24 protein-coding genes and 1 tRNA gene are annotated in these 26,156 nt (G+C 71.7%); 12 read left to right on the forward strand and 13 right to left on the reverse strand.

Annotated elements, in window-relative coordinates:
• Positions 1-108: 108 nt before the first annotated feature.
• Complete coding sequence (hutU, locus tag ACFVIU_RS23845) at positions 109-1,773, reverse strand: urocanate hydratase (RefSeq protein ID WP_385844867.1); 1,665 nt, start codon at positions 1,771-1,773, stop codon at positions 109-111.
• Between the two features lie 147 nt (positions 1,774-1,920).
• Between hutU and ACFVIU_RS23850 the strand changes: the two genes are divergently transcribed.
• From ACFVIU_RS23850 to ACFVIU_RS23870, 5 genes are all read left to right on the forward strand, one after another.
• Positions 1,921-3,321: a diaminopimelate decarboxylase gene (locus ACFVIU_RS23850; protein WP_385844868.1), complete on the forward strand. Its 1,401-nt coding sequence runs from the start codon at positions 1,921-1,923 to the stop codon at positions 3,319-3,321.
• A gap of 178 nt (positions 3,322-3,499) precedes the next feature.
• Entirely contained in the window at positions 3,500-3,883 is a 384-nt protein-coding gene (locus ACFVIU_RS23855; protein WP_385844870.1) for a hypothetical protein, read from the forward strand.
• Positions 3,880-4,845 carry a transcriptional regulator gene (locus tag ACFVIU_RS23860; RefSeq protein WP_385844871.1) on the forward strand — a complete coding sequence of 322 codons (966 nt, stop codon included), beginning with the start codon at positions 3,880-3,882 and terminating at the stop codon, positions 4,843-4,845. The genes ACFVIU_RS23855 and ACFVIU_RS23860 overlap by 4 nt, the downstream gene beginning before the upstream one ends.
• A 31-nt stretch (positions 4,846-4,876) precedes the next feature.
• Positions 4,877-5,326, forward strand: a complete 450-nt coding sequence (locus ACFVIU_RS23865) for a roadblock/LC7 domain-containing protein (RefSeq protein ID WP_385844872.1) — start codon at positions 4,877-4,879, stop codon at positions 5,324-5,326.
• Between the two features lie 74 nt (positions 5,327-5,400).
• Positions 5,401-5,775: a hypothetical protein gene (locus ACFVIU_RS23870; RefSeq protein WP_385844874.1), complete on the forward strand. Its 375-nt coding sequence runs from the start codon at positions 5,401-5,403 to the stop codon at positions 5,773-5,775.
• A gap of 50 nt (positions 5,776-5,825) precedes the next feature.
• On the opposite strand, the gene ACFVIU_RS23875 is transcribed toward ACFVIU_RS23870, so the two are convergent.
• Positions 5,826-6,419, reverse strand: coding sequence for a hypothetical protein (locus ACFVIU_RS23875; protein WP_385844875.1), 594 nt, complete (start codon positions 6,417-6,419; stop codon positions 5,826-5,828).
• A gap of 101 nt (positions 6,420-6,520) precedes the next feature.
• Complete coding sequence (locus ACFVIU_RS23880; protein ID WP_385844876.1) at positions 6,521-7,363, reverse strand: MurR/RpiR family transcriptional regulator; 843 nt, start codon at positions 7,361-7,363, stop codon at positions 6,521-6,523.
• A gap of 180 nt (positions 7,364-7,543) precedes the next feature.
• Here ACFVIU_RS23880 and ACFVIU_RS23885 point away from each other — a divergent pair, with 180 nt between their 5' ends.
• Entirely contained in the window at positions 7,544-7,957 is a 414-nt protein-coding gene (locus tag ACFVIU_RS23885; protein WP_385844877.1) for a hypothetical protein, read from the forward strand.
• Positions 7,958-8,395: 438 nt separating this feature from the next.
• On the opposite strand, the gene ACFVIU_RS23890 is transcribed toward ACFVIU_RS23885, so the two are convergent.
• Positions 8,396-9,787 (reverse strand): cystathionine beta-synthase, encoded by a 1,392-nt coding sequence (locus ACFVIU_RS23890; RefSeq protein ID WP_385844879.1) that lies wholly within the window; start codon positions 9,785-9,787, stop codon positions 8,396-8,398.
• A 160-nt stretch (positions 9,788-9,947) separates the two neighbouring features.
• Between ACFVIU_RS23890 and ACFVIU_RS23895 the strand changes: the two genes are divergently transcribed.
• The 3 genes from ACFVIU_RS23895 to ACFVIU_RS23905 all read left to right on the forward strand — a co-directional run bounded on the left by ACFVIU_RS23895 (position 9,948) and on the right by ACFVIU_RS23905 (position 13,517).
• Positions 9,948-11,015 (forward strand): SGNH/GDSL hydrolase family protein, encoded by a 1,068-nt coding sequence (locus tag ACFVIU_RS23895; protein ID WP_385844880.1) that lies wholly within the window; start codon positions 9,948-9,950, stop codon positions 11,013-11,015.
• A 205-nt stretch (positions 11,016-11,220) separates the two neighbouring features.
• The gene (locus ACFVIU_RS23900) at positions 11,221-12,441 is read left to right on the forward strand and encodes an acetyl-CoA C-acetyltransferase (protein WP_385844882.1); all 1,221 of its coding nucleotides are present in this window, start codon (positions 11,221-11,223) and stop codon (positions 12,439-12,441) included.
• 284 nt (positions 12,442-12,725) lie between these two features.
• On the forward strand, positions 12,726-13,517 hold the full coding sequence (locus ACFVIU_RS23905; RefSeq protein ID WP_385844883.1) for a hypothetical protein: 792 nt from the start codon (positions 12,726-12,728) through the stop codon (positions 13,515-13,517).
• 4 nt (positions 13,518-13,521) lie between these two features.
• Here ACFVIU_RS23905 and ACFVIU_RS23910 read toward each other — a convergent pair whose 3' ends face one another.
• Positions 13,522-13,833: a hypothetical protein gene (locus ACFVIU_RS23910; protein ID WP_385844885.1), complete on the reverse strand. Its 312-nt coding sequence runs from the start codon at positions 13,831-13,833 to the stop codon at positions 13,522-13,524.
• Positions 13,834-13,932: 99 nt separating this feature from the next.
• On the opposite strand from ACFVIU_RS23910, the gene ACFVIU_RS23915 reads away from it, so the two are divergent.
• Entirely contained in the window at positions 13,933-14,163 is a 231-nt protein-coding gene (locus tag ACFVIU_RS23915; RefSeq protein WP_385844886.1) for a DUF4287 domain-containing protein, read from the forward strand.
• A gap of 71 nt (positions 14,164-14,234) precedes the next feature.
• Here the strand turns inward: ACFVIU_RS23915 and ACFVIU_RS23920 are convergent, their stop codons facing one another.
• Together ACFVIU_RS23920 and ACFVIU_RS23925 are read right to left on the reverse strand one after the other, a co-directional pair.
• On the reverse strand, positions 14,235-15,104 hold the full coding sequence (locus ACFVIU_RS23920; protein ID WP_385844887.1) for a Bax inhibitor-1/YccA family protein: 870 nt from the start codon (positions 15,102-15,104) through the stop codon (positions 14,235-14,237).
• Positions 15,105-15,278: 174 nt separating this feature from the next.
• Positions 15,279-15,365: transfer RNA gene (locus ACFVIU_RS23925), tRNA-Leu, on the reverse strand.
• Positions 15,366-15,797: 432 nt separating this feature from the next.
• Here ACFVIU_RS23925 and ACFVIU_RS23930 point away from each other — a divergent pair.
• Complete coding sequence (locus tag ACFVIU_RS23930) at positions 15,798-16,568, forward strand: ABC transporter ATP-binding protein (RefSeq protein WP_385844889.1); 771 nt, start codon at positions 15,798-15,800, stop codon at positions 16,566-16,568.
• Positions 16,568-19,096 carry an ABC transporter permease gene (locus ACFVIU_RS23935; RefSeq protein ID WP_385844891.1) on the forward strand — a complete coding sequence of 843 codons (2,529 nt, stop codon included), beginning with the start codon at positions 16,568-16,570 and terminating at the stop codon, positions 19,094-19,096. The genes ACFVIU_RS23930 and ACFVIU_RS23935 overlap by 1 nt, the downstream gene beginning before the upstream one ends.
• 103 nt (positions 19,097-19,199) lie before the next feature.
• On the opposite strand, the gene ACFVIU_RS23940 is transcribed toward ACFVIU_RS23935, so the two are convergent.
• From ACFVIU_RS23940 to eno, 6 genes are all read right to left on the reverse strand, one after another.
• Positions 19,200-20,492 (reverse strand): class I SAM-dependent methyltransferase, encoded by a 1,293-nt coding sequence (locus tag ACFVIU_RS23940; RefSeq protein ID WP_385844892.1) that lies wholly within the window; start codon positions 20,490-20,492, stop codon positions 19,200-19,202.
• A 212-nt stretch (positions 20,493-20,704) separates the two neighbouring features.
• On the reverse strand, positions 20,705-22,087 hold the full coding sequence (locus ACFVIU_RS23945) for an NAD(P)/FAD-dependent oxidoreductase (protein WP_385844893.1): 1,383 nt from the start codon (positions 22,085-22,087) through the stop codon (positions 20,705-20,707).
• Between the two features lie 444 nt (positions 22,088-22,531).
• The gene (locus ACFVIU_RS23950) at positions 22,532-23,473 is read right to left on the reverse strand and encodes an exopolyphosphatase (RefSeq protein ID WP_385844895.1); all 942 of its coding nucleotides are present in this window, start codon (positions 23,471-23,473) and stop codon (positions 22,532-22,534) included.
• Positions 23,470-24,021: a DUF501 domain-containing protein gene (locus ACFVIU_RS23955; protein WP_385844896.1), complete on the reverse strand. Its 552-nt coding sequence runs from the start codon at positions 24,019-24,021 to the stop codon at positions 23,470-23,472. The genes ACFVIU_RS23950 and ACFVIU_RS23955 overlap by 4 nt, the downstream gene beginning before the upstream one ends.
• A 96-nt stretch (positions 24,022-24,117) precedes the next feature.
• Positions 24,118-24,594, reverse strand: coding sequence for a septum formation initiator family protein (locus tag ACFVIU_RS23960; protein ID WP_385844897.1), 477 nt, complete (start codon positions 24,592-24,594; stop codon positions 24,118-24,120).
• A gap of 187 nt (positions 24,595-24,781) precedes the next feature.
• Positions 24,782-26,062 carry a phosphopyruvate hydratase gene (eno, locus tag ACFVIU_RS23965; RefSeq protein WP_385844899.1) on the reverse strand — a complete coding sequence of 427 codons (1,281 nt, stop codon included), beginning with the start codon at positions 26,060-26,062 and terminating at the stop codon, positions 24,782-24,784.
• Between the last annotated feature and the right edge of the window lie 94 nt (positions 26,063-26,156).

The following is a 26,156-nucleotide window of genomic DNA, read 5'->3' on the forward strand; positions in this document are numbered from 1 at the left end:
CCTGCGGGGGAGTGTGGGTGTCGCGGGCGCTGTGGGTCGGGGCGCGCGCGGGTGGGTGCGGGGGGGGGGGCCCCCGCGGCCGCCCCCCCCCCCACATGCTGTGGAAGCTCACGCGTCGTCACCCTCGCGCATCGGCACCCGCACCCCGCGCTCCTCGGCGACGGACTCCGCGATGTCGTAGCCCGCGTCCACGTGCCGGATGACACCCATGCCGGGGTCGTTGGTGAGGACCCGGCGGATCTTCTCGCCGGCCAGCTTGGTGCCGTCGGCCACGGTGACCTGGCCGGCGTGGATGGAGCGGCCCATGCCGACGCCGCCGCCGTGGTGCAGGGAGACCCAGGACGCGCCGGAGGCGACGTTGACCATGGCGTTGAGCAGCGGCCAGTCGGCGATGGCGTCGGAGCCGTCGAGCATGGCCTCGGTCTCCCGGTAGGGGGAGGCGACGGAGCCGCAGTCGAGGTGGTCGCGGCCGATGGCCAGCGGGGCGGCCAGCTCGCCGCTGGCGACCATGTCGTTGAAGCGCTCGCCGGCCTTGTCGCGCTCGCCGTAGCCGAGCCAGCAGATCCGGGCGGGCAGGCCCTGGAAGTGGACGCGCTCGCCGGCCATCTTGATCCAGCGGGCCAGGGACTCGTTCTCCGGGAAGAGGTCGAGGATCGCCTTGTCGGTCTTGGCGATGTCGGCGGGGTCGCCGGACAGGGCCGCCCAGCGGAAGGGTCCCTTGCCCTCGCAGAAGAGGGGGCGGATGTAGGCGGGGACGAAGCCGGGGAAGGCGAAGGCCCGGGTGTAGCCGGCGAGCTGGGCCTCGCCGCGGATGGAGTTGCCGTAGTCGAAGACCTCGGCGCCCGCGTCCTGGAAGCCGACCATGGCCTCGACGTGCCTGGCCATGGACTCGCGCGCGCGGGTGGTGAAGCCCGCCGGGTCCTTGGCCGCCTCGTCGGCCATGTCCTCGAAGGCCACGCCGACCGGCAGGTAGGACAACGGGTCGTGGGCGGAGGTCTGGTCGGTGACGATGTCGATGGGGGCGTTCATCGCGAGGAGCTGCGGGACCAGCTCGGCCGCGTTGCCGAGGACGCCGATGGACAGCGGCTTGCGCTGGTCGCGGGCCTCGACGGCGAGCTGGAGGGCGTGGTCGAGCGAGTCGGCCTTCACATCGAGGTAGCGGTGCTCGATGCGGCGCTCGATGGCGCGCGGGTCGCAGTCGATACAGATCGCGACGCCGTCGTTCATGGTGACCGCGAGGGGCTGGGCGCCGCCCATGCCGCCGAGGCCGGCGGTGAGGGTGATGGTGCCCGCGAGGGTGCCGTTGAACTTCTTCGCGGCGACGGCGGCGAAGGTCTCGTAGGTGCCCTGGAGGATGCCCTGGGTGCCGATGTAGATCCAGGAGCCGGCGGTCATCTGGCCGTACATGGTCAGGCCGAGGGCCTCCAGGCGGCGGAACTCCTCCCAGTTGGCCCAGTCGCCGACCAGGTTGGAGTTGGCGATGAGGACGCGCGGGGCCCACTCGTGGGTCTGCATGACGCCGACCGGGCGGCCGGACTGGACCAGCATGGTCTCGTCCTGCTTGAGGGTCCTCAGAGTGCGGACCATGGCGTCGAAGGAGCGCCAGTCACGGGCGGCCTTGCCGGTGCCGCCGTAGACGACGAGCTTGTCGGGGTGCTCGGCCACCTCGGGGTCGAGGTTGTTCTGGAGCATGCGCAGGGCGGCCTCCTGCTGCCATCCCAGGGCGCTCAGTTCCGTGCCGCGCGGTGCTCGTACGGGGCGGGGTCCCGACATCGTCTGCCTCCTCCTGTTACTACGTCTATTCACATCCTGTCGTTCTGAATAGAACTAGTCAATAGGGCGGTACGGCCGCGTCCGCGCGCCGCCGGTGTTTGGCTGGAAGCACCCGAGGCGGACACGGCGGACACGAGGGGAGAGGCTGTGGAGCGCGACCCGGAGACGGAGGCACGGCGGCAGGACCTCGAAGCGGAGGCGCGGGCCCGGGCGGGCCGGCGGGACCGGGCCGTGCGAGCCGCGGTGGAGCAGGGGCTGCTGGGGCCGGACGCGGCCGTGCTGGGGCTGCTGGACGTCACCGGCATCCGGGAGTCGGCGGCCGCGCTGCGGGCGGCGTTCGCCGCGGTCGTACCGCCCGGCACCCCGGTGCTGCACGCCTTCGCGGTGAAGGCGACCCCGCTGGTGCCGGTGGTACGGCTGCTGCGCGAGGCGGGGATCGGCGCGGAGGTGGCCAGCCCCGGCGAGCTGGCGCTGGCCCGGGCCGCCGGGGTGCCGCCCGCCCGGACGGTGCTGGACTCGCCCGCGAAGACCCCGGCCGAGCTGCGCGAGGCGCTGGCGCTGGGCATCGCCGTGAACGCCGACAACCCCCAGGAGCTGGACCGGATCGACGCCCTGATCCGCTCGGCAGCCAGCCGCTCCCCGCTCGGCCTGCGGGTCAACCCCCAGGTCGGCGGTGGCAGCATCGGGGCGACCTCGACGGCGACCCCGACCTCCAAGTTCGGGGTGGCGCTGCGCGACGAGGGGGCGCGCGAGTGGGTCGTGCGGGCGTGCCTGGAGCGGCCGTGGCTGACCCGGCTGCACGCGCACACCGGCTCGCAGGGCATCCCGCTGGCGCTGCTGGCGCGCGGGGTGGCGGAGACGTACGCGCTGGCCGAGGAGATCAACGCGCGTGCGGGACGGCGGCAGATCGACACGCTCGACATCGGCGGCGGGCTGCCGGTGAACTTCGCCGGGGAGGCGGCGACCCCGTCGTACGCCGAGTACGCGCGCGTGCTCGCCGAGGAGGTGCCGGGGCTGTTCGACGGGCGGTACGGGCTGGTGACCGAGTTCGGCCGGTCGCTGCTGGCCAAGCACGGCACGGTGGTGGCCCGGGTGGAGTACACCAAGAGCGCGGGCGGACGGCGGATCGCGGTGACCCACGCGGGCGTGCAGGTGGCGACGCGGACGGTGTACGCGCCGGCGGCGTGGCCGCTCAGGATCGCGGCGTACGACGGCGAGGGGCGGCCCAAGCGGGGGCCCAAGGAGGTGCAGGACGTGGCCGGGCCGGCCTGCTTCGCGGGCGACCTGCTGGCCGAGGGGCGCACGCTGCCGCTGCTGGAGCCGGGCGACTATGTGGCGGCGCTGGACACGGGCGCGTACTACTTCGCGCACCACTACGCCTACAACTCCCTGGCCCGGCCCGGCATCCACGGTTTCGCGCCGGACGGCCGGGGAGGCGTCGCCTTCGCGGTCGTACGGGAGCCGCAGTCGATCGCGGAGGTGGTGGCGGAGTCCGGTGGGGCGCACGGGGCGTCGCTCACCACCCTGAGCGCGCCCGGGAACCGTTGACACACCCCCCGAACCCCTCGAACAAAGGAGTCAACTCCGCGCGCACAGACGCCGGTTGGCAACACTAGTACGCCGGACGCATGTTCCACTGGAAAATGCCAAAGACCTCACCCCTCGCGCACACCGTGCGTAGTGTCGGCGTCACGCAGCCGGAGTCCCAGGCGGGAGGGGAGCCACGGTGCCCGGAATCGACGAGTGCCTGCTGGAAGCGATGCGGTTACCCGGTGCGCGCGGAGCCGCACTGGTGGACTGGACGAGCGGACTGGCGCTCGGCACGGTCGGGGAGGCCCCCGGCGACGACCACGAGCGGACCGCCGCCGAGGCCGCCGAACTGGCCCGGATGGCCGCCGAGCACGGCACGTTCGCGGCGCACGGCACGGACCTCGCGCCGGTGGAGGACGTGATCATCAGCAACGGCGACAGCTACCACCTGCTGCGGTTCGTGGACACGTCCTTCGACAGCAGCGTCTTCCTGCATCTGTGGCTCGGCCGCGCGGAGGGCAATCTCGCGCTGGCCCGGATCCGGCTCGGCGAGATGGCCGCCCGGCTGGTGCTGGGATGACCGCGGTCCGCACGCCCCCGCCGCTGCCGGTGCGGGACCGGACGGCCTCCCGGGCGCTGTCGCCGATGCTGACCCGGCTGGCCGAGGAGCGGGCCACCGGGGTCCTGGTCCGCGAGCACGGCACCCTCCATCTCGCCGAGGGGCGGGTGGTGCACGCCGAGAGTCCGCTCGCCCCCGGCCTGGACGTGCTGCTCACCGCCCACGGCACGCTCGCGGCCGCCGCCTGGCAGCGGGCCGCCGCGCAGGCCTCCGGCCCGCTGCACGCCGCCGAACTCCTGTTGCGCTCCGGCCTGTTACCGGCCGGCGCGCTGGAGCTGTGCCATCTGGACGCGCTGTACGACGCCGGGTACTTCACGCTGGCGCCGAGCAGCACCCCGGGCCGGTTCCGCTACGACCCCGCACCCCGCCTCGGCCCGCTGCCCTCGGTGCCGGTGGTGGCCCTGGAGCACGAGACACTGCGCCGCCGGCTGCTGCTGCACCGGCTGTGGCCCGACCCGGCCGCCGACAGCGCACCGCTGATCCGCGCGGACCCGGTCGCCGGGCCGCCGGCCGCCGCGCCGGTCACGCCCCGGCAGCGGGCGGTGCTGGACCGGGTGGACGGCGTCCGTACGGCCGTCGACATCGCCCGGAACCTGGGCCGGCAGGCCTTCCACACCCTGGTCGACGTCCGTCGGCTCACGGCGGCCGGCCACCTGGCACCCGCCCCGCCGAGAGCACCCGCCCCGCCGAGAGCACCCGCCCCGCCGAGGGCACCCGCCCCGCCGAGAGCACCCGCCCCGCCGAGGGCACCCGCCCGGCCGACACCGCCGTCCCCCGCGACGGCACCGGCCGCCCCCACGCCACACGCACCGGCGGCACACCCCGCACCGGCGATCCCCGTCCCGCCCCCGCTCCACCTGGTCACGACCGACCCCGACATCGCGCTGCTGAAGAGGCTCAGGGATGCGCTGGAGGCGCTTTGAACGGCACCGCCCCGCCGAGAGGAGAGAGCTGATGGTGTCCGAGGAGGACCTCCGGACCGTCCTGGACGAACTGCTCCGGCTGCGCAGCCGCGTGCCGCAGCTCACCGGAGCGCTCGCGGCCGGCGTCGACGGCCTCGTCGTCGCCCACGACACCCCCGGCGTCGACCCGGAGGGCCTGGCGGCACTGACCGCCGCCGCGCTCGGGGTCGCCGTCCGGGTCACGGACGCCACCGGCAACGGCGGCTTCCGGGAACTGCTGGTGCGCGGCGAGCGCGGCTACATCGCCACCTACGCGGCGGGCCGCACCGCCGTACTGACCCTGCTCGCCCAGGACCGGGTCAACGTCGGCCGGCTGCACCTGGAGGGCCGCCGGGCCGGCGCCCGCATCGGGGAGCTGCTCGACGCCGCCGAGGCGGCGGCGCGGGCCGCCCGCCCGGCCCGGAGAGCGCTGGGCGCCGTCAGCACTCCGGCCGACAGCTGACCGCCGACAGCTGAACACAGCTGAACGAAGAGCACCGAAGCCGACCGAAGAGAACCGTAGAGAGAGGACCCGTCATGGCCAACACCGAGACAGCGCTGAAGGAAGCCCTCACCACCATCGAGGGCGCCACCGGTGTCGCGCTCGTCGACTACACCAGCGGAATGGCGCTCGGCACGATGGGCGCGAACAAGAGCTTCGACCTGAACGTGGCCGCCGCCGGCAACACCGACGTGATCCGCGCCAAGATGCGCACCATGGAGATGCTCGGCCTCAAGAGCGAGATCGAGGACATCCTGATCACGCTGACCGACCAGTACCACCTCATCCGGCTGCTGCGCAGCCGCGGCGGCAACGGCCTCTTCCTCTACCTGGTCCTGGACGCCGGCCGGGCCAACCTGGCGATGGCCCGGCACCAGCTCCGCCGGATCGAGGAGCAGCTGGAGGTCTGAGCCCGCCGCTCGCGCCGCACAGCCACCCGGACCGCCGTCCGGGCTCGGCCTCAGACCAGGGCCTCGGTACGGCGGCGGGCCCCGCCCGGGGCCGCGTCGCCGGCCGCGATGCCCGTGCCGCGCAGGCCCTTCACGGCCTTGCCGGCCGGGCACCCGGCGCGCCGGTCGAGCCAGTCGACGCGCACCCACAGCAGGGTGTCCGCGGCCCGCTCGAGCCGGCCGATCCAGGCGGCCTTGAGCCGCAGCCCGGTGCCGAACCCGGCCAGCAGCAGCCCGCCGGCCACCGGCACCGCGAAGGCCGAGCCGACCGCGAGGGCGAAGCCCAGCAGCAGCCACCAGCGGTGCCCCCGGCGCCAGTTGCGCACGCTCACCGCACGGTCCTGCAAGACGTCGTACCTGCCCGCGCGGGCCGCGCCCCGGGCCAGCTCCGCATAACGGCGCCGGCGCGTCAGGGCCACGGCCGCCGCGCCGACCAGGAACAGCGCGGCCCCGGCCAGTGCCCCGATCCGGCGGCCGGTCAGCCCTTCCGGCAGTGCGCCGAGCCCTGCGGCGCACACCCCGAACCACCACATCGGCGCGGCCCCCGCCCGTACCACGACGGCCAGCCGAGCCAGACCCTGTCCTCCGCGTCCTCCGCGCGCCACGTCAGCCTCCCGTGTCACGTGTTCCCTCGGTGTCTGTGTCCCGACAGGAAGCTAGTGCCAGAAGGTGAGACGAGTCTGAGAGCGGGCGCGCCGACGCGTGGTCACTCCACGAACAGCCCACGGGCCGCGGCGTGCGCGTCGAACTGCTCCAGGCGGGCCTGGGCGTCCGGCAGGTCGTCGCAGATCGCCTCCAGCAGCACCCGGCCGAGCAGCATCGGCGCGCACGCGGTGTCGAAGGCGAGCCCGGTGCCGACGGCGGCGGGCAGCAGCAGGTCGGAGTACTTGGCGACCGGCGCGAAGGCCGAGTCGGCGACCGTGACGACGGTGAGGCCGGCGTCCTTGGCATAGGCGAGGGTGTCCACGACCTCGCGCGGATGCCGGGGCAGCGCGAAGCACAGCAGGGCGGTGGCGCCGGCGCGGACGGCCGTGTCGATGCGGTCCTGGATCATCGTGCCGCCCTCGTCCAGCAGCCGGACGTCCGGGTGGACCTTGGCGGCGAAGTAGGCGAAGCCGTACGCCTGCGAGGCGGCGGCGCGCAGGCCCAGCACGGGCAGCGGACGGGAGGCGGCGAGGACCCGGCCGGCCTGCTGCACCGGGCGCGGGTCGGCGAGGAGCTCGGCGAGGTGCCGGAGGTTCTCGATCTCGGCCTCGACGGCCAGCTGGTACTCGTTGTGGACGCCCGTGCCGGGGGCCGGTTCGGCGGGGACGACCTCGCGCAGGTGCTTGCGCAGGGCCGGGTAGCCGTCGAAGCCGAGGGCGACCGCGAACCGGGTCACCGAGGGCTGGCTGACCCCGGCCAGTTCGGCCAGCTCCACGCTGGAGAGGAAGGGCACGTCCGCGGCGCGGCGCACCATGCTGTGCGCGATGCGGCGCTGGGTCGGCGTGAGCCGGTGGCCCTCGAAGAGCGCCTGCAAGCGGTTGGCCGGGGTGTCGGTCGCACTCATCTGGTACTCCCCCCTCCGTATGTCCTCGACGTCCCGGGAGAGTACAGCGCCGAGGCACGGACGAACACGGGCAGTCCATTCACAGAATGTTTCGCTGCATACCGTTATACAGCCCAGAGGTGCCGGAGAGGGGGGTTGTCCCCAGTGCGACGGCGGCGGTGGCTCCCTAGCCTGGTCGCCATGGACACACGGGACGAGGGGGACGTCGACCTCCGCAAGGATCTCGACGCCACGGTGCGGGCACGCAGGGACCTGGGCGAGGACTACGACTCCGCGCTGGTCGACTCCTTCCTGGAGAAGGTCGGGCAGCGCATCGACGACACGGTCGACCGGCGGGTACGGCGGCAGCTGGCCGAGCAGCAGATGACGGCCGTACGCGGGGCGCGGCAGCCGCAGGGCGACAGCTGGGCCGAGCGCCATGGCTTCGCCCTGATCACGTTGGTGCTGGCGATCCCGCTGTCCGCGATCGCCGCCGCCCTCAGCGGTCTCACCGGTCTGGCGGTCGCCTGGGCCGGCATCGTCGGCGTCAACCTGGTGCAGGCGGTACGGCTCAACCCGGAGCTGTTCCGCGGCGGTTCGGCGGCGCGGGACTGAGGGCGCGCCGGCCCGCCGGGAAAGTCACGGGAAGACCGCACGGCGGGCAGGCGGGAAACACGGGAAAACCAGGAAAACCAGGAAAGCCGGGAAGCCGGGAAGCCGGGAAGCCGGGAAGCCGGGAAAAGCTTTCGCGGGGACCGCCGCACCCCCGTCACCGGGGGGCGGGACGACGGCGGTCCCCGCGAAGGACGCGGGCCGGGTCAGGGCCGGGCTGTCGCGTCCATGGCGTCCATGGAGGTCCGGGAGCCGCTCCGGAGGTCCTTGGCGCCGTTCGGGCCGGCCGGGGCGGGGAGCCGCTCCCGCCCTGCCGACACCCACCAATGTGCCGGACCCGTGTTAAGCGGGTGCTGCGTGCACGTGACACTTCCGGAACGGCGCGAACAGCCCGGGACACCGCACGTTCGCCGGAGTCACGGGCCGTTCACCGCACGTTCGCTACTTGTTGCCGCCCTTGGCGAGGAAGGCGAGCAGGTCCTGCCGGCTGACCACACCGGTCGGCTTGCCCTCGACCAGGACGATCGCGGCGTCGGCCGTGCCGAGCACCTGCATCAGGTCGCCGACCGGCTCACCGGAGCCGACCTGCGGCAGCGGGGCGCACATGTGCTTCTCCAGCGGGTCCTCCAGCGAGGCCCGCTTGCTGAACAGGGCGTCCAGCAGCTCGCGTTCGACGACCGAGCCGACGACCTCGGCGGCCATCACGTCCGGGTGCCCGGCGCCCGGCTTGACGACCGGCATCTGCGAGACGCCGTACTCGCGCAGCACCTCGATGGCCTGGCCGACGGTCTCCTCCGGGTGCATGTGCACCAGGGAGGGGATGGTGCCGCCCGCCTTGTCGCTCAGGACGTCGCCGACGCGGGCGCTGGGGCCCTCGTCCTCGAGGAAGCCGTAGTCAGCCATCCACTCGTCGTTGAAAATTTTACTGAGGTAGCCGCGGCCGCTGTCCGGCAGCAGGACCACCACGACGTCGTCCGGGCCGAGCCGCTCGGCGACCCGCAGCGCGGCCACGACGGCCATGCCGCAGGAGCCGCCGACCAGCAGGCCCTCCTCCTTGGCCAGACGGCGGGTCATCTGGAAGGAGTCCTTGTCGGAGACCGGCACGATCTCGTCGGCGACGGTGCGGTCGTAGGCGGTCGGCCAGAAGTCCTCGCCGACGCCCTCGACCAGGTACGGCCGGCCGGAGCCGCCGGAGTAGACCGAGCCCTCCGGGTCGGCGCCGACGACCTTGACCGCGCCGCCGCTGACCTCCTTGAGGTACCGGCCGGTGCCGGAGATGGTGCCACCGGTGCCCACGCCCGCCACGAAGTGGGTGATCTTCCCCTCCGTCTGCTCCCACAGCTCGGGGCCGGTGGAGTGATAGTGGGAGAGCGGGTTGTTGGGGTTGGAGTACTGGTCGGGCTTCCACGCGCCCGGCGTCTCACGGACCAGCCGGTCGGAGACGTTGTAGTAGGAGTCCGGGTGCTCCGGCGCCACGGCGGTCGGGCAGACGACGACCTCGGCGCCGTACGCACGCAGCACGTTGATCTTGTCGGTGCTCACCTTGTCGGGGCACACGAAGATGCACTTGTACCCCTTCTGCTGAGCGACGATGGCCAGCCCCACACCGGTGTTGCCGCTGGTCGGCTCGACAATGGTCCCGCCCGGCTTCAGCTCGCCGCTCTGCTCTGCCGCCTCGATCATGCGCAGGGCGATGCGGTCCTTCACGGAGCCGCCCGGGTTGAAGTACTCCACCTTGGCCAGGACGGTGGCCTGGATGCCCTTGGTGACGTTGTTGAGCCGCACCAGCGGGGTGTTGCCGACGAGGCTGATCATCGAGTCGTGGAATTGCACCGTTGTCTCCGGTTGCTTGCAAAAACTGTGGTCGTAGTGGTTCCGCCAGCCTAAGGCCCGCGGGTGACGCCGCGCGGGCGTTCACTCCCCGTGGAGATTGACGCACGCCCTGTACGGGGCAAGGAGTGGGTGTACGGCTACGAGGAGGTGGCGGCGACGCATGACGAGCATGTCGAGGGCGAGGGTGGCCCGGCGTATCGCGGCCGGTGCGGCGTACGGGGGCGGCGGGGTCGGGCTGGTCGGCGCGGCCGCGGTCGGTCTGCTGCTGGCGGAGGTGCGGCTGGCCCGCCGGCATGTGGGCAACGGCGGCGGCGGCCGGGTGCCGGTGGCCGACGGGGTGTACGGCTGGGGGTACTCCCGCTCGGACGGGCTCGGGAGCGAGGGGGCCGGGCTCGGCGGGACGTACGGCCTCGCCGGCGAGGTGCCGTTGCGGCTGACCCTGCTGGGCGACTCCACGGCGGCCGGTCAGGGGGTGCACCGCGCCGGGCAGACCCCGGGGGCGCTGCTGGCCTCGGGCCTGGCGGCGGTGGCGGAACGCCCGGTGGAGCTGCGCAATGTGGCGCTGCCCGGCGCCCAGTCCGACGACCTGGACCGCCAGGTGAGCCTGGTGCTGTCCTCCTCGGCCCCCGTCCCGGACATCTGCGTGATCATGATCGGTGCGAACGACGTGACGCACCGGATGCCGCCGACCCGCTCGGTGCGGCATCTGTCGGCGGCGGTACGGCGGCTGCGCACGGCCGGCGCCGAGGTGGTGGTCGGCACCTGCCCCGACCTCGGCACCATCGAACCGGTGCAGCAGCCGCTGCGCTGGCTGGCCCGGCGGGCCTCGCGGCAGCTGGCGGCGGCCCAGACGATCGGGGTGGTGGAGCAGGGGGGCCGCACGGTGTCCCTCGGTGATCTGCTGGGCCCGGAGTTCGAGGCGAACCCGCGGGAGCTGTTCGGCCCGGACAACTACCACCCCTCGGCGGAGGGGTATGCGACGGCGGCGATGGCCATACTGCCCACCGTGTGCGCCGCGCTGGGTCTGTGGCCGGAGGAGGAGCGGCCGGACGTGTCGCGCCGCGAGGGCTTCCTGCCGGTGGCGCGGGCCGCCGCGGAGGCCGCTTCCGAGGCGGGCACGGAGGTCACGGCGGCGATGCCGACGGGCCCGCGCGGCCCGTGGGCCCTGCTCAAGCGCCGGCGCCGGCGCCAGGTCCCCGAACCGGAGGCGGTCACCCCGTCCCCGTGACCGCCCCCCGGCCGAGTGGGAGGCTGGACGGACAAGGGCCCGGGGGTACGGCACTGCGGCCAAGCAAGCGACAGCCAAGCAAGCCGTGGCCAAGCAAGCGCTTAGAAAGTGCGGCCAGTGTCACACCACGACACCGGTGACCTGGGCCATACGTACCGGTAACTTCCCAAGCGGCCATGCCAAACTCAGCCCCACTGGAGCCGTGATGCCCGAAGCCGTCATCGTCTCGACCGCCCGCTCCCCCATCGGCCGCGCCGGCAAGGGTTCCCTCAAGGATCTGCGCCCCGACGACCTCACCGCCACCATCATCCAGGCGGCCCTCGCCAAGATCCCCGAGCTGGACCCGCGGGACATCGACGACCTGATGCTCGGCTGCGGCCTCCCCGGCGGTGAGCAGGGCCACAACCTCGGCCGCGTGGTCGCCGTACAGATGGGCATGGACCACCTTCCGGGCTGCACCATCACCCGGTACTGCTCCTCCTCGCTCCAGACCTCCCGCATGGCCCTGCACGCCATCAAGGCCGGCGAGGGCGACGTCTTCATCTCGGCCGGCGTCGAGACCGTCTCCCGCTACATCAAGGGCAGCTCCGACGGCCTGCCCGACACGCACAACCCGCTGTTCGCCGAGGCCGAGGCCCGTACCGCCGCGGTGGCCGAGTCGACCGGCTCCACCTGGCACGACCCGCGCGAGGACGGCCTGCTCCCCGACCCGTACATCGCGATGGGCCAGACCGCCGAGAACCTGGCCCGGCTCAAGGGCGTCACCCGCCAGGACATGGACGAGTTCGGCGTCCGCTCGCAGAACCTCGCCGAGGAAGCCATCAAGAACGGCTTCTGGGAGCGCGAGATCACCCCGGTGACGCTGCCCGACGGCACGGTCGTCAGCAAGGACGACGGCCCGCGCGCCGGCGTCACACTGGAGGGCGTGTCGGGTCTGAAGCCCGTCTTCCGCCCGGACGGCCTGGTCACCGCCGCCAACTGCTGCCCGCTCAACGACGGTGCCGCCGCCGTCGTCATCATGTCGGACACCAAGGCCCGCGAACTGGGTCTGACCCCGCTCGCGCGGATCGTGTCCACCGGCGTCTCCGGCCTGTCCCCCGAGATCATGGGCCTCGGCCCGGTCGAGGCGTCGAAGCAGGCACTGCGCCGGGCCGGCCTGACCATCGGCGACATCGACCTGGTCGAGATCAACGAGGCCTTCGCCGCCCAGGTGATCCCCTCCTACCGGGAGCTGGGCATCGACATCGACCGGCTGAACGTCAACGGTGGCGCCATCGCCGTCGGCCACCCCTTCGGCATGACCGGCGCCCGGATCACCGGCACGCTGATCAACTCCCTCCAGTGGCACGACAAGCAGTTCGGCCTGGAGACCATGTGCGTCGGCGGCGGCCAGGGCATGGCCATGGTCATCGAGCGGCTGAGCTGACGCACGGTCGGTAGCGAACCGGCCACGTTATGTCGGCCAGGGGCCCAGAACCGAGGAAACTCCCAGGTTCTGGGCCTTTCTGTGATCCAATCTCCCCCAGGATGTGACCTATCTGACGCGCCGGACACATCGGTGCAGGTCAGTGAAGGTCAGCGCGGTACACAACGAAACCATGAGCCAAAAGTCCTGTCCGTTTCGTGACGTTACGCACTGACAGTTGGTTAGTCCGCCCTTCAAGCTGATGTAGGAAGTCGGGGGTCGACTTTGAACCTGGGAGTACGTCAGTGAGCGCCATGCCGATCGCCCTGCTGCTCACCACGGCCGCCACGGGCGCCGTGGGCGTCGCCGTCCTGCGCACCGTCCTGAAGCTGCGCCGCCAGCTCACGGAGTTGCAGGCCCAGCTCGCCGAGAACCAGCACGCCACCACGCGCGCGCTGCTGCCGAACGCCCGCACGTCGGCCGCCGCCGACCAGATACGCACGGCCGTGGCCGAGGCGCTCGCGGAGGAGCGGGAGCGGGAGCTGGCCGAGGCGCGCGCCTTCTGGGCGGCGCAGGAGGCGCGGGACGCCTCCGACACCCCCTCGCTGCTGGGCCTGCCGGACACCGAGCTGTTCCTGCCGCGGCAGAGCGACTTCGTGGGCCTGGAGCCGGTGGCCGAGCCGGGCGCCGACGCCGAGGAGTTCTCCGGGGAGTCCCCGGAGCTGGCCGCCGCCCGCCGTCGCCACCCCTCGCACCCGGACTTCGTCCCGGTGCAGTCGCCCGCCGTGAACGACCACGAGCGTACGGTGACCGCGCTGGAGCAGCTGGCCGCCGAGCGCGTCGAGCTGTCCGACGTCCGCCCGGGCCCGCTCGGCACCCTCGACGTCTATGTCTTCGCCGACGGCACCACCCTGTGCATGACGCCGGGCCACCGTGAGACGGCGGAGCGTCTGGCGGCCGCGGTGGAGGCGGGCGAGGCTCCCTACCTGCTGGGCGGCTCGGGCATCTCCGGCGCCTACACCCTGACCTTCGCCTGCGGCGAGAACGGCACGGACATGGTCTACATCCTGGCCGACCGGGTGATCGCGTCCCTGTAGGGCCTCAGACCCCCGCCCGCTTCCGCGCCTCCTCGACCAGCCGCACCGCCTCCGCGACCTGGTCGTCGCTCTCCAGCACCACCGCCAGATCGTGGGCCGCCACGAGGATCTGGTCGGCCGCCGCGAACATCCCGGCGTCCGGCATCTCCCGAGGCTCGGTCCCGGGCTCCTCGACGCGCTGCGCCCATCCGGCCAACTGCCGGGCCAGCGCCAGCGCCTCCGTGGCGGCGCCTCTCTGGAGCCGGCTCTGCGGAGCGGCCCGCAGCCGGTCGGCGAAGTGATCCACTGCTTGGGTCAGGGGCGTCGTATCAACCACGCGCCGAGCGTAACGTGCCGGACTGTTGCCAATACGCGAACGCTCAGGCACGGTGACGTGAAGGACCGGCTTACATCCCCTTTGCGTTCGGAGGCGCCGATGTCCCAAGTCTTCTCCGAGGAGACCCATCGCAATCTGCTCGCCCGCATCCCGCACTGCACCGGTCGTGAAGTCTCCGACTGGCTGCGCACCGTCGAAGAAGGCCCGTCACTCTTCCGCTTCGAGGAGAAGGTCAGCTGGCTCCGGCACGAGTACGACCTCGCGTACGGCCACGCGAAGGCGCTCGTGCACGAGTACGACCTGAGGAGGGCGGCCCGCAAGCTGCGCTAGCCACCGCTCCCCCTGCATGGCGAAGGGCCCCGGGTCGGAACCCGGGGCCCTTCGCAACGACGGGGCAGGCGCTAGTCGTTGTTGGTGAAGATGGCCACCAGCCGCAGCATCTCCACGTAGATCCACACCAGGGTCATGGTGAGACCGAACGCGGCGAGCCAGGACTCGTGGCGCGGGGCGCCGTAGGCGATGCCGTCCTCGATCTGCTTGAAGTCGAGCGTCAGGAAGAACGCCCCGAGCAGGATCGCGACGATGCCGACGAGCGCGCCGAGCGGGCCGAAGCTGCGCAGACCGCCGTCCTCGGCGACGCCGAAGGCGACCAGCAGCAGGTTGACCGCCATGACCACGAAGAAGGCCATCGCGATGGCGATGCCGATGCGGGCGTACCGCGCGGTGACGCGGACCCAGCCGGCCTTGTAGACCAGCAGGGTCGCGGCCGAGACCGCCATGGTGCCGAGCACCGCCTGGAAGGGCGCGCCCTGCCAGCGGCTGTTGTACATCTCGCTGAGGACGCCGAGGAAGACGCCCTCGAAGGCGGCGTACCCGAGGATCAGCGCGGGCGAGGGGGTGCGGCGGTAGCTCTGCACCATCGCCAGGACGAACGCGACGATCGCCGAGCCGACGGCCAGGCCGTAGCTGGTGGCCGAGACCGGCAGCAGCGCCCAGGCGAGGACGGCGCCGACGGCGACCGTGCCGAGCGTGATGGCCGAGCGGACGACCACGTCGTCCATGGTCATCCGGTCGGTGGTGACCGGGGCCTGCGGTGGCGTGCCGACGCCCTGCTGGGCGTACGGGTTCTGCGCGTAGGGGTTCTGGCCGTAGGGGCTCTGCGCGTACGGGTTGCCCTGTGCGTACCCGGCCTGCGGTGCGGTGTTGAAGCCGGCGTAGCCGTGGTCGCGGCTGAACCCCCGTCGCGAGAAGACCGGGTTGCTGCTCCTCATCTCACTCCTCCATGGCTGCCGTGCGCAGCCTTGGCTCAAAGCGTAATGGATTGGCAAAGGATCGACGTGATACCTGAGGAGGATCTTTCCCCTGCCGTGCTGAGCAACACGCTACGCGGCCGGGTGATTCCTGGCCATGGGTGATCGCACCGAGGGTGCCCCCTAGGGGCGTGGTGGTGCCCGGAGCCGGACTTGAACCGGCACGCCCGCGAAGGGGCAGCGAGGTTTAAGCTCGCCGTGTCTGCATTCCACCATCCGGGCAGGCCGTGGGCTCCGCTTCGGGTTCCGAGCCTATCGGGACGCATCCCCCGAACAGCGGAAGGGCGGACCGATGTTGTCTTATTTTATTGACGTCTGAGGGTGCATCAGCCCAAGGAACAAGCCATCCGCACTTGCCAATAGCCTGACGCGGGGCGTCTGCCGACGCACGCGAAATGACGGAATTTCACCGTCTGAACGAGGGTGTTCCACCCGTTCTCGACAATGCCCGACACTCCCTTGACAGTGCTGACGCTCCCTTGACGTTGCCGGGTCTCGGGGTCGGTGGTCCTTCCCAGGTATGACACGGCCGCCCCGGGTCCGACCCGAGTCGCCCTCCGGAACCCGTTCTGCGTCTGACTACACGGCCGTCCCGCGCCGGAACGATGGAGAGGTCCCCTGAACCACTCGTCGTCCCGACAGGAGCACCCTCCCGTGACCACCACCCCCACCGCCGGCCGGACCACGGCCGTGGCCGCACGCGCCACCGAGCTGTCAAAGATCTACGGGCAGGGTGAGACCCGGGTGGTCGCCCTGGACCGGGTCTCCGTGGACTTCCGGCAGGCCGAGTTCACCGCGATCATGGGCCCGTCCGGCTCCGGCAAGTCCACGCTGATGCACTGCGTGGCGGGCCTGGACACCTTCTCCTCGGGCTCGGTGCGGATCGGCGAGACCGAGCTGGGCTCCCTGAAGGACAAGCAGCTCACCAAGCTGCGCCGGGACAAGATCGGCTTCATCTTCCAGGCGTTCAACCTGCTGCCCACGCTGACCGCGCTGGAGAACATCACCCTGCCGATGGACATCGCCGGGCGGAAGCCCGACAAGGCCTGGCTCGATCGCGTCATCGAGATGGTCGGTCTGTCCGGGCGGCTGAGCCACCGGCCCGCCCAGCTCTCCGGCGGCCAGCAGCAGCGCGTGGCCGTCGCCCGCGCCCTCGCCTCCCGGCCCGAGATCATCTTCGGGGACGAGCCGACCGGAAACCTGGACTCGCGCTCCGGCGCCGAAGTGCTCGGCTTTCTGCGCAACTCCGTACGCGAGCTGGGCCAGACCGTCGTCATGGTCACGCACGACCCGGTGGCCGCCGCCTACGCGGACCGCGTGATCTTCCTCGCGGACGGCCGGATCGTGGACGAGATGTACGCCCCCACCGCCGAGTCGGTCCTCGACACCATGAAGCAGTTCGACGCGAAGGGCCGTGTCAGCTGATGTTCCGCACCGCCCTGCGCACCGTCCTCGCGCACAAGGCCCGGCTGCTGATGACCGTGCTCGCCGTCATGCTCGGCGTCGCGTTCGTCTCCGGCACCCTCGTCTTCACCAACACCATCTCCGACGCCTACCAGAAGAGCAGCGCCAAGGGCTTCGACGGCGTCGACGTCGCCGTACGGCCCACGTACCAGGAGTCCAAGGGCGATCAGGTCGGCAGGACACCCGAGCTGACCCAGGCCCTGCTGGAGCGGGCCGCGAAGGTTCCCGGCGCCGCCTCCGCGACCGGTGTCGTCAGCGGCTTCACCGCCGTCGCCGACCGGCACGGCAAGCTGGCCGGCGGCGACTGGCAGTCCGCCGGCGGCAACTACTGGGGCACCAAGGACACCCGGTACCCGCTGGTCAGCGGCCACGCCCCGCACGGCAGCGGCGAGGTGCTGCTCGACTCCAAGACCGCCGAGCGCGCCGGCTACCGGGTCGGCGACACCGTGCGGCTGTCCGTGAACGGCCCGGTGCTCACCCCGACCCTCGCCGGCATCTTCACCACCGACGACGGCAACGTCTCCGCCGGCGGCAGCCTCGCCCTGTTCGACACGCCGACCGCGCAGAAGCTGTTCGGCAAGAAGGGCACGTACGACGAGATCGACGTCCGGGCCGCTCCGGGCACCAGCCAGTCCGCGCTGAAGGCCGGGCTGGACCGGGCCCTGCCGTCCCGCCTGGTGGAGACCACCACCGGCGCCCGGCTCGCCGACGACCAGGCGAAGGCGATCGCCGACTCGATGAGCAGCCTGAAGCAGACCCTGCTGGTCTTCGCCGGCATCGCGCTGTTCGTCGGCACCTTCATCATCGCCAACACCTTCACCATGCTGGTCGCCCAGCGCACCCGCGAGCTGGCGCTGCTCCGCGCGGTCGGCGCCTCCCGCCGGCAGGTGACCCGGTCCGTGCTCGTCGAGGCGTTCGTGGTCGGCGCGGTCGCCGGGGTGGCCGGTCTGGCCGCCGGTGTCGGCATCGGCGCGGGCCTGCGGGCGCTGCTCGGCTCCTTCGGCGCGAGCGTGCCGGACGGGCCGCTGGTGATCACCCCGGGCACCGTGGCGGCCGCCCTCGCGGTCGGTGTCCTCATCACCATGCTGGCCGCCTGGCTGCCCGGCCGCCGGGCCGCGAAGATCCCGCCGGTGGCGGCGATGAGCAGCGTGCACGCCAAGGCGACCACCAGGTCGCTGGTGCTGCGCAACACCCTCGGCGCGCTGTTCGCGGCGGCCGGTGTGACGGTGGTCCTCGCGGCCACCACGATGAGCGCCGACTCCGCGCAGGCCCCGATGGGGCTCGGCGCCGTCCTGCTGATCGTCGGCGTGTTCGTGCTGACCCCGTTGCTGTCCCGGCCGCTGGTCGCGGCGGCCGCGCCGGTGCTGCGCGCGTTCGGGGTCTCGGGCCGGCTGGCCCGGCAGAACGCGGTGCGCAACCCGCGCCGTACGGCGGCCACCGCGTCGGCGCTGATGATCGGCCTGACCCTGATCACCGGGATGACGGTGATGGCGGGCAGCCTCCAGACGTCCATCGACAAGATGGCCTCCTCGGCGATCCGCGCGGACTACGTCGTCTCGATGGCCAACCGCTCGCCCCTCTCCCCGGACGTGGCGAAGAAGCTGGCCGCCACCGACGGCGTGACCGCCAGCAGCCCGCTGCGCAACGCCGCGTCCCGGATCGACGGCACGACCGAGTACCTGACCGGGGTCAACGGCGCGGCCATCGGGAAGCTGACCGACCTGACGGTGGACGAGGGCTCGTTCACGGTGGGCGGCACCCGGGTGGTCGTGGACAAGGACCGGGCCGAGCAGTACGGCTGGCACGCCGGGTCCCGGTTCACCGCGCACTTCGAGGACGGCACGGCACGGCGGCTGACCGTCGCCGGGGTCTACGAGGGCAACCAGATGATCAACGGGATCATCCTCGACGACACCGTCCTCACCCCGCATCTGGCCCACCCGTCCGACATGCAGGTCATGGTGAAGACGGCGGACGGCGCCTCGGAGGCGACGAAGGACCGGCTGGCGAAGGCGCTCGGCCTGAACCCGGCGATCAAGATCCAGGACAAGCAGGACATCTCCCATGACATCGCGCAGATGTTCACGATGATGCTGAACATGGTCTACGGCCTGCTCGGCATGGCGGTGATCGTCGCGGTCCTGGGCGTGATCAACACCCTGGCCATGTCCGTCTTCGAGCGCTCCCAGGAGATCGGCATGCTCCGCGCGATCGGCCTGGACCGCAAGGCGGTCAAGCGGATGGTCCGTCTGGAGTCCCTGGTGATCTCCCTGTTCGGCGGGGTCCTCGGCATCGGCCTGGGCGTGTTCTTCGGCTGGGCAGCCGGCGAGCTGCTCGGCACCAAGATGCCGACCTACGAACTGGTCCTGCCCTGGGGCCGGATGGCGCTGTTCCTGCTGCTGGCGGGCGTGGTCGGCGTCCTCGCCGCCCTGTGGCCGGCCCGGCGCGCGGCCCGGCTCAACATGCTCGCGGCCATCAAGGCCGAGTAGGACCGAGCAAGGGCGGTAAGGCCGAGCAAGGGCCGGATGACGGTCGTACGACGGGAAAGGGGGCCCCTGGGCAAGGGGCCCCCTTTCCGTGGTACCCAGAGGGTCAGGCGGTCCAGGTGCGGGTCCGCAGCGGCAGCCCGGGGGCGCCGGAGTCGGGGGTGCGGATCGCCAGGACCTGGTTGACGCCGATGCGGTTGCGTTCGAAGGCGAGCGCGCAGGCGGCCATGTACAGCAGCCAGACCCGGGCCCGGCCGGGGCTGGTCAGGCCGACCGCGCGGTCCCAGCCGGCCTCCAGGTTGGCCACCCAGCGGCGCAGGGTGCGGGCGTAGTGCTCGCGGATCGCCTCCACGTCCCGGACCTCGAACCCGGCCCGCTCCAGCTGGGTGACGGTGGTGCCGACCGGGGCGAGTTCGCCGTCGGGGAAGACGTAGGCGTCGATGAACGCGTCCACCTCGTAGGCCGCTTCGTCGCGCTGGGGGCGGCGGGCGATCTGGTGGTTGAGCAGCCGGCCGCCGGGCTTCAGCAGGGCGTACAGCTGGCGCGCGTACTCCAGATAGCGTTCGGCGCCGACGTGTTCGGCCATGCCGATGGAGGAGATCGCGTCGTAGGGGCCGTCCACGACGTCCCGGTAGTCCTGGACCCGGATCTCCACCCGGTCGGTCAGTCCCTCGTCCGCGACGCGCTTGCGGGCGTACGCGGCCTGTTCCTGCGACAGGGTGATCCCGACGACGCTGACGCCGTGCTCACGGGCCGCGTGGATGGCCATCGAGCCCCAGCCGCAGCCGACGTCCAGCAGCCGCTGACCCTCCTTCAGGCCCAGCTTGCGGCAGACCAGTTCCAGCTTGTCGCGCTGGGCGGACTCCAGGGTTCCGCCGTCCTCCCAGTAGGCGCAGGAGTACACCATGGAGGGGCCGAGGACCAGCTCGTAGAAGTCGTTGCCGACGTCGTAGTGGTGGCTGATGGCCCGCTTGTCGGTGCGCCGGGTGTGCAGTCCCCGGCGGGGCCGGCGGACCTCCTCGCCCGGCGGGGCGGGCGGCACCGGCGGGCCGGCGAGCTTCAGCAGCTCGCGGCCGGCGGCCCGGACGGCGGGGTCGCGCAGGGTCTGGAGGAGGCCGGGCGCGTCCTCGTCGCGCTCCCAGACCAGCCCGGCCATCGCGTCCAGCGCGGTGTACAGGTCACCCTCGATCTCCAGGTCCCCGGCCACCCAGGCGCGGGCCAGGCCCAGTTCGCCCGGCTTGAAGAGCATGCGGCGCAGGGCGCGCCGGTTGCGTACGACGAGCGCCGGCGCATCGGCCGGCCCCGCCTCGGAGCCGTCCCAGGCCCTGATCCTCACCGGGAGCGGGGCTCCCAGCAGCTGCTCGGCAAGACTCTTCAGCCGCGACGCGGCGTCGGCCATGGCACACCTCCAAGACGACGATCCCGGATGCCGGTTGGCACGTAAACACCCGGAGCCCTCATTCGTAGTCCCGCACCGGGCCGACTGACCGTTTCCTGCCAGGGACGCGCCGCACGAGTATCCCCGGGAACGCCGAAGGACCTCCCGCACCACGGATGGCAGGAGGTCCTTCGGTTGGTTCGGCCGTACGGCCTTTCAGCGACCGGGGGAGGTCAGGAGGCCTTGGCCTTCGCCTCGGTCTTGCCGGCGGCGGCGACCGGCGCCGGCTTGGCGGCCTCGTAGAACTCCTCGCGCGGGTTCTCCATGGCGCCCAGGGAGACGACCTCGCGCTTGAGGAACATGCCGAGGGTCCAGTCGGCGAAGACGCGGATCTTGCGGTTCCAGGTCGGCATCGCCAGACCGTGGTAGCCACGGTGCATGTACCAGGCGAGACGGCCCTTGAGCTTGATCTTCATCTTGCCCATGACGATCATCGCCACGCCCTTGTGCAGGCCGAGACCGGCCACCGCACCCTTGTTGGCGTGCGAGTACTCCTTCTGCGGGAAGCCCCGCATGCCGGAGACCACGTTGTCGCCGAGGACCCGGGCCTGGCGCAGCGCGTGCTGGGCGTTCGGCGGGCACCAGGCGTTCTCGTTGCCCGCCTTGCGGCCGACGAGGTCCGGGACCTGTGCGTTGTCACCGGCGGCCCAGATGTAGTCCGTGCCCTTGACCTGGAGGGTCGGCTCGCAGTCCACGTGGCCGCGCGGGCCGAGCGGCAGACCGAAGCGGGCGAGGGCCGGGTTCGGCTTGACGCCGGCGGTCCACACGATGGTGTTGGCGTCGACCTCGAGGCCGTTCTTCAGCACCACGTGGCCGTCGACGCAGGAGTCCATGGAGGTGGAGAGGTAGATCTCCACGCCCCGGCTCTCCAGGTGCTCCTTGCCGTACTGGCCGAGCTTGGGGCCGACCTCGGGCAGGATCTTGTCGGCGGCGTCGACGAGGATGAACCGCATGTCCTCACGGGACACGTTCTTGTAGTACTTGGCCGCGTCGCGGGCCATGTCCTCGACCTCGCCGATGGTCTCCGCGCCCGCGAAGCCACCGCCGATGAAGACGAAGGTGAGCGCCCTGCGGCGGATCTCCTCGTCGGTCGTGGAGTCGGCCTTGTCCAGCTGCTCCAGCACGTGGTTGCGCAGGCCGATGGACTCCTCGATGCCCTTCATGCCGATGCCCTGCTCGGCGAGGCCGGGGATCGGGAAGGTGCGGGAGACCGCGCCCATGGCGATGACCAGGTAGTCGAAGGGCAGCTCGTACGCCTCGCCCACCAGCGGGGCGATCGTGGCGACCTTGCGGTCCTGGTCGATGGTGGTGACCCGGCCGGTGAGGACCTCCGCCTTCGGCAGCACGCGTCGCAGCGGGACGACGACGTGGCGAGGGGAGATGTTGCCGGCGGCGGCTTCGGGGAGGAAGGGCTGGTAGGTCATGTACGACCGGGGGTCGACGACCGTGACGGTCGCCTCGCCGTAGCGCATCTTCTTGAGGATGCGCCGAGCTGCGTACAGGCCTACGTACCCACCGCCTACTACGAGGATCCTGGGACGCTCCGTGGTGCTCATGGCATCGAGTATCCACCCGCCGGGAGGGGGTCGCTCGTGCGCCCCTTCACAAGGTCCGACAGGGCCTGTGCTACACTCCCCGACCCGCGTGACGCAGATCATGGTGCGCTCGGGGAACCGTGAACCGGTTCGCCCCGTTGTCAATGCCGCGTGAGCTGCCTCTCCGGGCACTCGGGGGGTGCGTGAGGGTGTCGGAACACCCTCGGAACGCACCGTTCCGAGGCCTTCTCTCGCCTGTCATCTGAACATGTTCAAACGGCTCTTGACCCCCCGGAAGGGCCATGCAGCACCCCTCGGCGGCCCGCCAGGGGGCAATATCTTGTGAAGAACTTCACGAAGGTTCCCGGCGGCTCGCCACCGAGGGGCCCCGCAGGGCCCCTCGAAGTCGCTCAAACGTTATCCGACCTGCTCAGCCGACGGCTACTGGCCGGTAACAAAAGAGAGCTACGCCACCGACCACGCGGTCCCGTCGAGGATGTCGTGCTCGCTGACGATGACCTCCTGGGCGCCGATCCGCTCCATGATCGCGAGCAGCACCAGGGCGCCCGCCCCGATGACGTCCACCCGCCCCGGATGCAGCGAGGGGATCGCCGCGCGCTCGGCGTGCGTCGAGCGCAGCAGCCACTCGGTGATCTCCCGGACCCGCTCGTAGCCGACCACGGAGTGGTGGACGCGCTCGGAGTCGTACTCCGGCAGCTCCTGGGCGATCGCGGAGACCGACGTGACCGAGCCGGCCAGGCCCACCAGGGTCCGGGCCTCGCGCAGCGGGACCGTCTGCTCGGCCAGGTCGAGCGCGGCCTCGATGTCGGCCCTTATCGCGGCGATCTGCTCCTCGGTCGGCGGGTCGGTCACCTTGCCGTCCCGCACCAGGTGCCGCTCGGTCATCCGGACACAGCCGATGTCCACGGACCGTGCGGCCCGGGCGTGCTCCTCGCCGACCACGAACTCCGTGGAGCCGCCGCCGATGTCCACGACCAGATACGGCCTGGCGAGGTCGTCCCGGCTCTTCAGGTCCTTGGTGGCGCCCATGAAGGAGTACTCGGCCTCCTGGTCGCCGCTGATGACCTCCGGCTCGACCCCGAGGATGTCCAGCACGCCGCGCACGAAGTCGTCGCGGTTCTCGGCGTCCCGGGAGGCCGAGGTCGCCACGAAGCGGAGCCGCTCGGCGCCGTGCTTCTTGATGATCTCCGCGTACTCGCGGCACGCGGCGAACGTCCGCTCCAGCGCCTCGGGCGCGAGCCGGCCGGTGCGGTCGACGCCCTGGCCGAGCCGCACGATCGTCATCCGCCGGTCCAGGTCGACCAGTTCACCGGTGGCCGGGTCGGCGTCCGCGACCAGCAGACGGATCGAGTTCGTACCGCAGTCGATGGCGGCGACACGGGTCACTTGTCCTCCCCCTCGGTGTGTTCGGGCCCGGCCTGGCCGAGCGTCACGCAGGCGCCCTTGCGCCACCACTCCGGCAGCATCGCGAGCGCCTCGTCGCCGAGCGGGTTCACACCCGGCCCGGCGGCCAGCGAGTGGGCCACCAGGACGTGCAGGCACTTCACCCGGTCCGGCATGCCGCCCGCGCTCGGGAAGCCCTGGAGCACCTCGATCTCGTCCCGGCGCCGGATGTAGTCCTCGTGCGCGGCCCGGTAGGCGGCGGCCAGCTCCGGGTCGCTCTGGAGCCGCTCGGACATCTCCTTCATCACGCCGTTCGCCTCCAGCGTGCCGATGGCGGAGGACGCCTTGGGGCACGTCAGGTAGTACAGCGTCGGGAAGGGCGTGCCGTCGGGGAGCCGGGGAGCCGTCTCCACGACGTCCGGCTGACCGCACGGGCAGCGGTGCGCGATGGCCCGAAGGCCCCGCGGCGGGCGGCCCAGCTGCTGTTTGAAGGCCTCGACGTCCGCGTCGGTGGGCTCGGTGCGCGGAGTGGGCGGCGGAGGCGTTTCCATGACTGCTTTCGAAAGACTTTCTGTCGGTGGCCGGCCGAGGACGTGTCGTCGGTGGCCGGCCGATGGCCGAGGCTGCTGCTCAGCCGACGGTACCGGTCACTGGTCGGAGGCGTCGGACTTGTCGATCCCGTCCCAGACGTTCGCGTACCAGGGCCGGTGGGCGGCGCGCAGGTCGGTGCGGGACTGCCGGGCCGCGCCGGGGTCGACCACCACGTACCCGGTCTCGCCGGGCATCACGTAGTGCAGCCGCCGCCGGATCTGCTGCTCGGCGTAGGAGTCGTCCTGCCAGCGCGCCTTGAGGTCGCGCAGCTGCTCCACGCGCTCGCGCGCCTGTTCCTGCTGCCGCTGGAGGTCGGAGATCTGGGCGCGCTGGGAGACGTACTGCCGCATCGGGTACGCGAGGGCGACGATCAGCGAGCACAGCACCAGCGCGAGCAGCGCCGCCCGTCCGGTGAGCCGGGAGCGGCGGGCCTGCCGTTTGGTCTGGGAGCGGTAGACCCGGGCCGCGGTCTGCTCGCCGAGCAGCCGCAGCCTGGTCGCGGTGGAGAAACGGTCCCGGTCCTTCACGGCCATCTGGCGTACCGCCTCCCCTTGTCTGTCGCCTGCTGCTCGCACACGTGCGTACGTCCCCGGACACGGTACGGGACCGGGTACGGGGACGTACGTACGACTGGCGAGGACTTAGCCCCTACTGGCTCAGCCCTCTGCCGGCTCAGCCCTCTGCCGGCTCGGCTGTCTGCCGGCTCGGCTGTCTGCCGGCTCAGCCCTTGAAGCGCGGGAAGGCGCTGCGGCCGGCGTACACCGCGGCGTCGTCGAGGATCTCCTCGATGCGCAGCAGCTGGTTGTACTTGGCGACGCGCTCGGAGCGGGCCGGGGCACCGGTCTTGATCTGGCCGCAGTTGGTGGCGACGGCCAGGTCGGCGATGGTGACGTCCTCGGTCTCGCCGGAGCGGTGGGACATCATGCACTTGAAGCCGTTGCGCTGGGCCAGCTCGACGGCGTCCAGGGTCTCGGTCAGCGAGCCGATCTGGTTGACCTTGACCAGCAGGGCGTTGGCGGTGCCCTCCTCGATGCCGCGGGCGAGACGCTCGGGGTTGGTGACGAACAGGTCGTCGCCGACCAGCTGGACCTTGTCACCGAGCTTGTCGGTGATGGTCTTCCAGCCGTCCCAGTCGTCCTCGAACAGCGGGTCCTCGATGGAGACCAGCGGGTACGCCTCGACCAGCTCGGCGTAGTACTCGGTCATCTCGGCGGCCGAGCGGTTCTTGCCCTCGAAGACGTAGGAGCCGTCCTTGTAGAACTCGGACGCGGCCACGTCGAGGGCGAGGGCGATCTGCTCGCCGGGGGTGTAGCCGGCCTCCTTGATCGCCTCCAGGATGAGGTCCAGGGCCTCACGGTTGGAGCCGAGGTTCGGGGCGAAGCCGCCCTCGTCGCCGAGGCCGGTGGCCAGGCCCTTGTTCTTCAGGACCTTCTTCAGGGTGTGGTAGACCTCGGCACCCCAGCGCAGGGCCTCGGAGAAGGACTCCGCGCCGATCGGGGCGATCATGAACTCCTGGATGTCCACGTTGGAGTCGGCGTGCGAGCCGCCGTTCAGGATGTTCATCATCGGCACCGGCAGCAGGTGCGCGTTCGGGCCGCCCAGGTAGCGGAAGAGGGGGAGGTCGCTGGCCTCGGAGGCGGCGTGGGCGACGGCGAGGGAGACGCCGAGGATGGCGTTGGCGCCGAGGGAGCCCTTGTTGTCGGTGGCGTCCAGGTCGAACATGGCCTGGTCGATCAGGCGCTGCTCGGTGGCGTCGTAGCCGACCAGCTCGGGGCCGATCTGCTCGATGACGGCCAGGACGGCCTTCTCGACACCCTTGCCCAGGTAGCGGTTCGGGTCGCCGTCGCGGAGCTCGATGGCCTCGAAGGCGCCGGTCGAGGCGCCGGACGGGACGGCGGCACGACCCGTGCTGCCGTCGTCGAGGCCGACCTCGACCTCGACCGTGGGGTTGCCTCGGGAGTCCAGGATTTCCCGGGCTACGACGACGTCGATGGACGGCACGAGCATCTCCTTCTTGGATGTGACGCTGGAAGTGCGGGGCGGTCTGCCTTACGGCTGTGCCTTGCGACTAGAGCCTAACCGCCCCAGGGCCATC

The sequence above is a fragment of the Streptomyces sp. NPDC127190 genome, assembly GCF_042672505.1.
GTDB lineage: Bacteria > Actinomycetota > Actinomycetes > Streptomycetales > Streptomycetaceae > Streptomyces.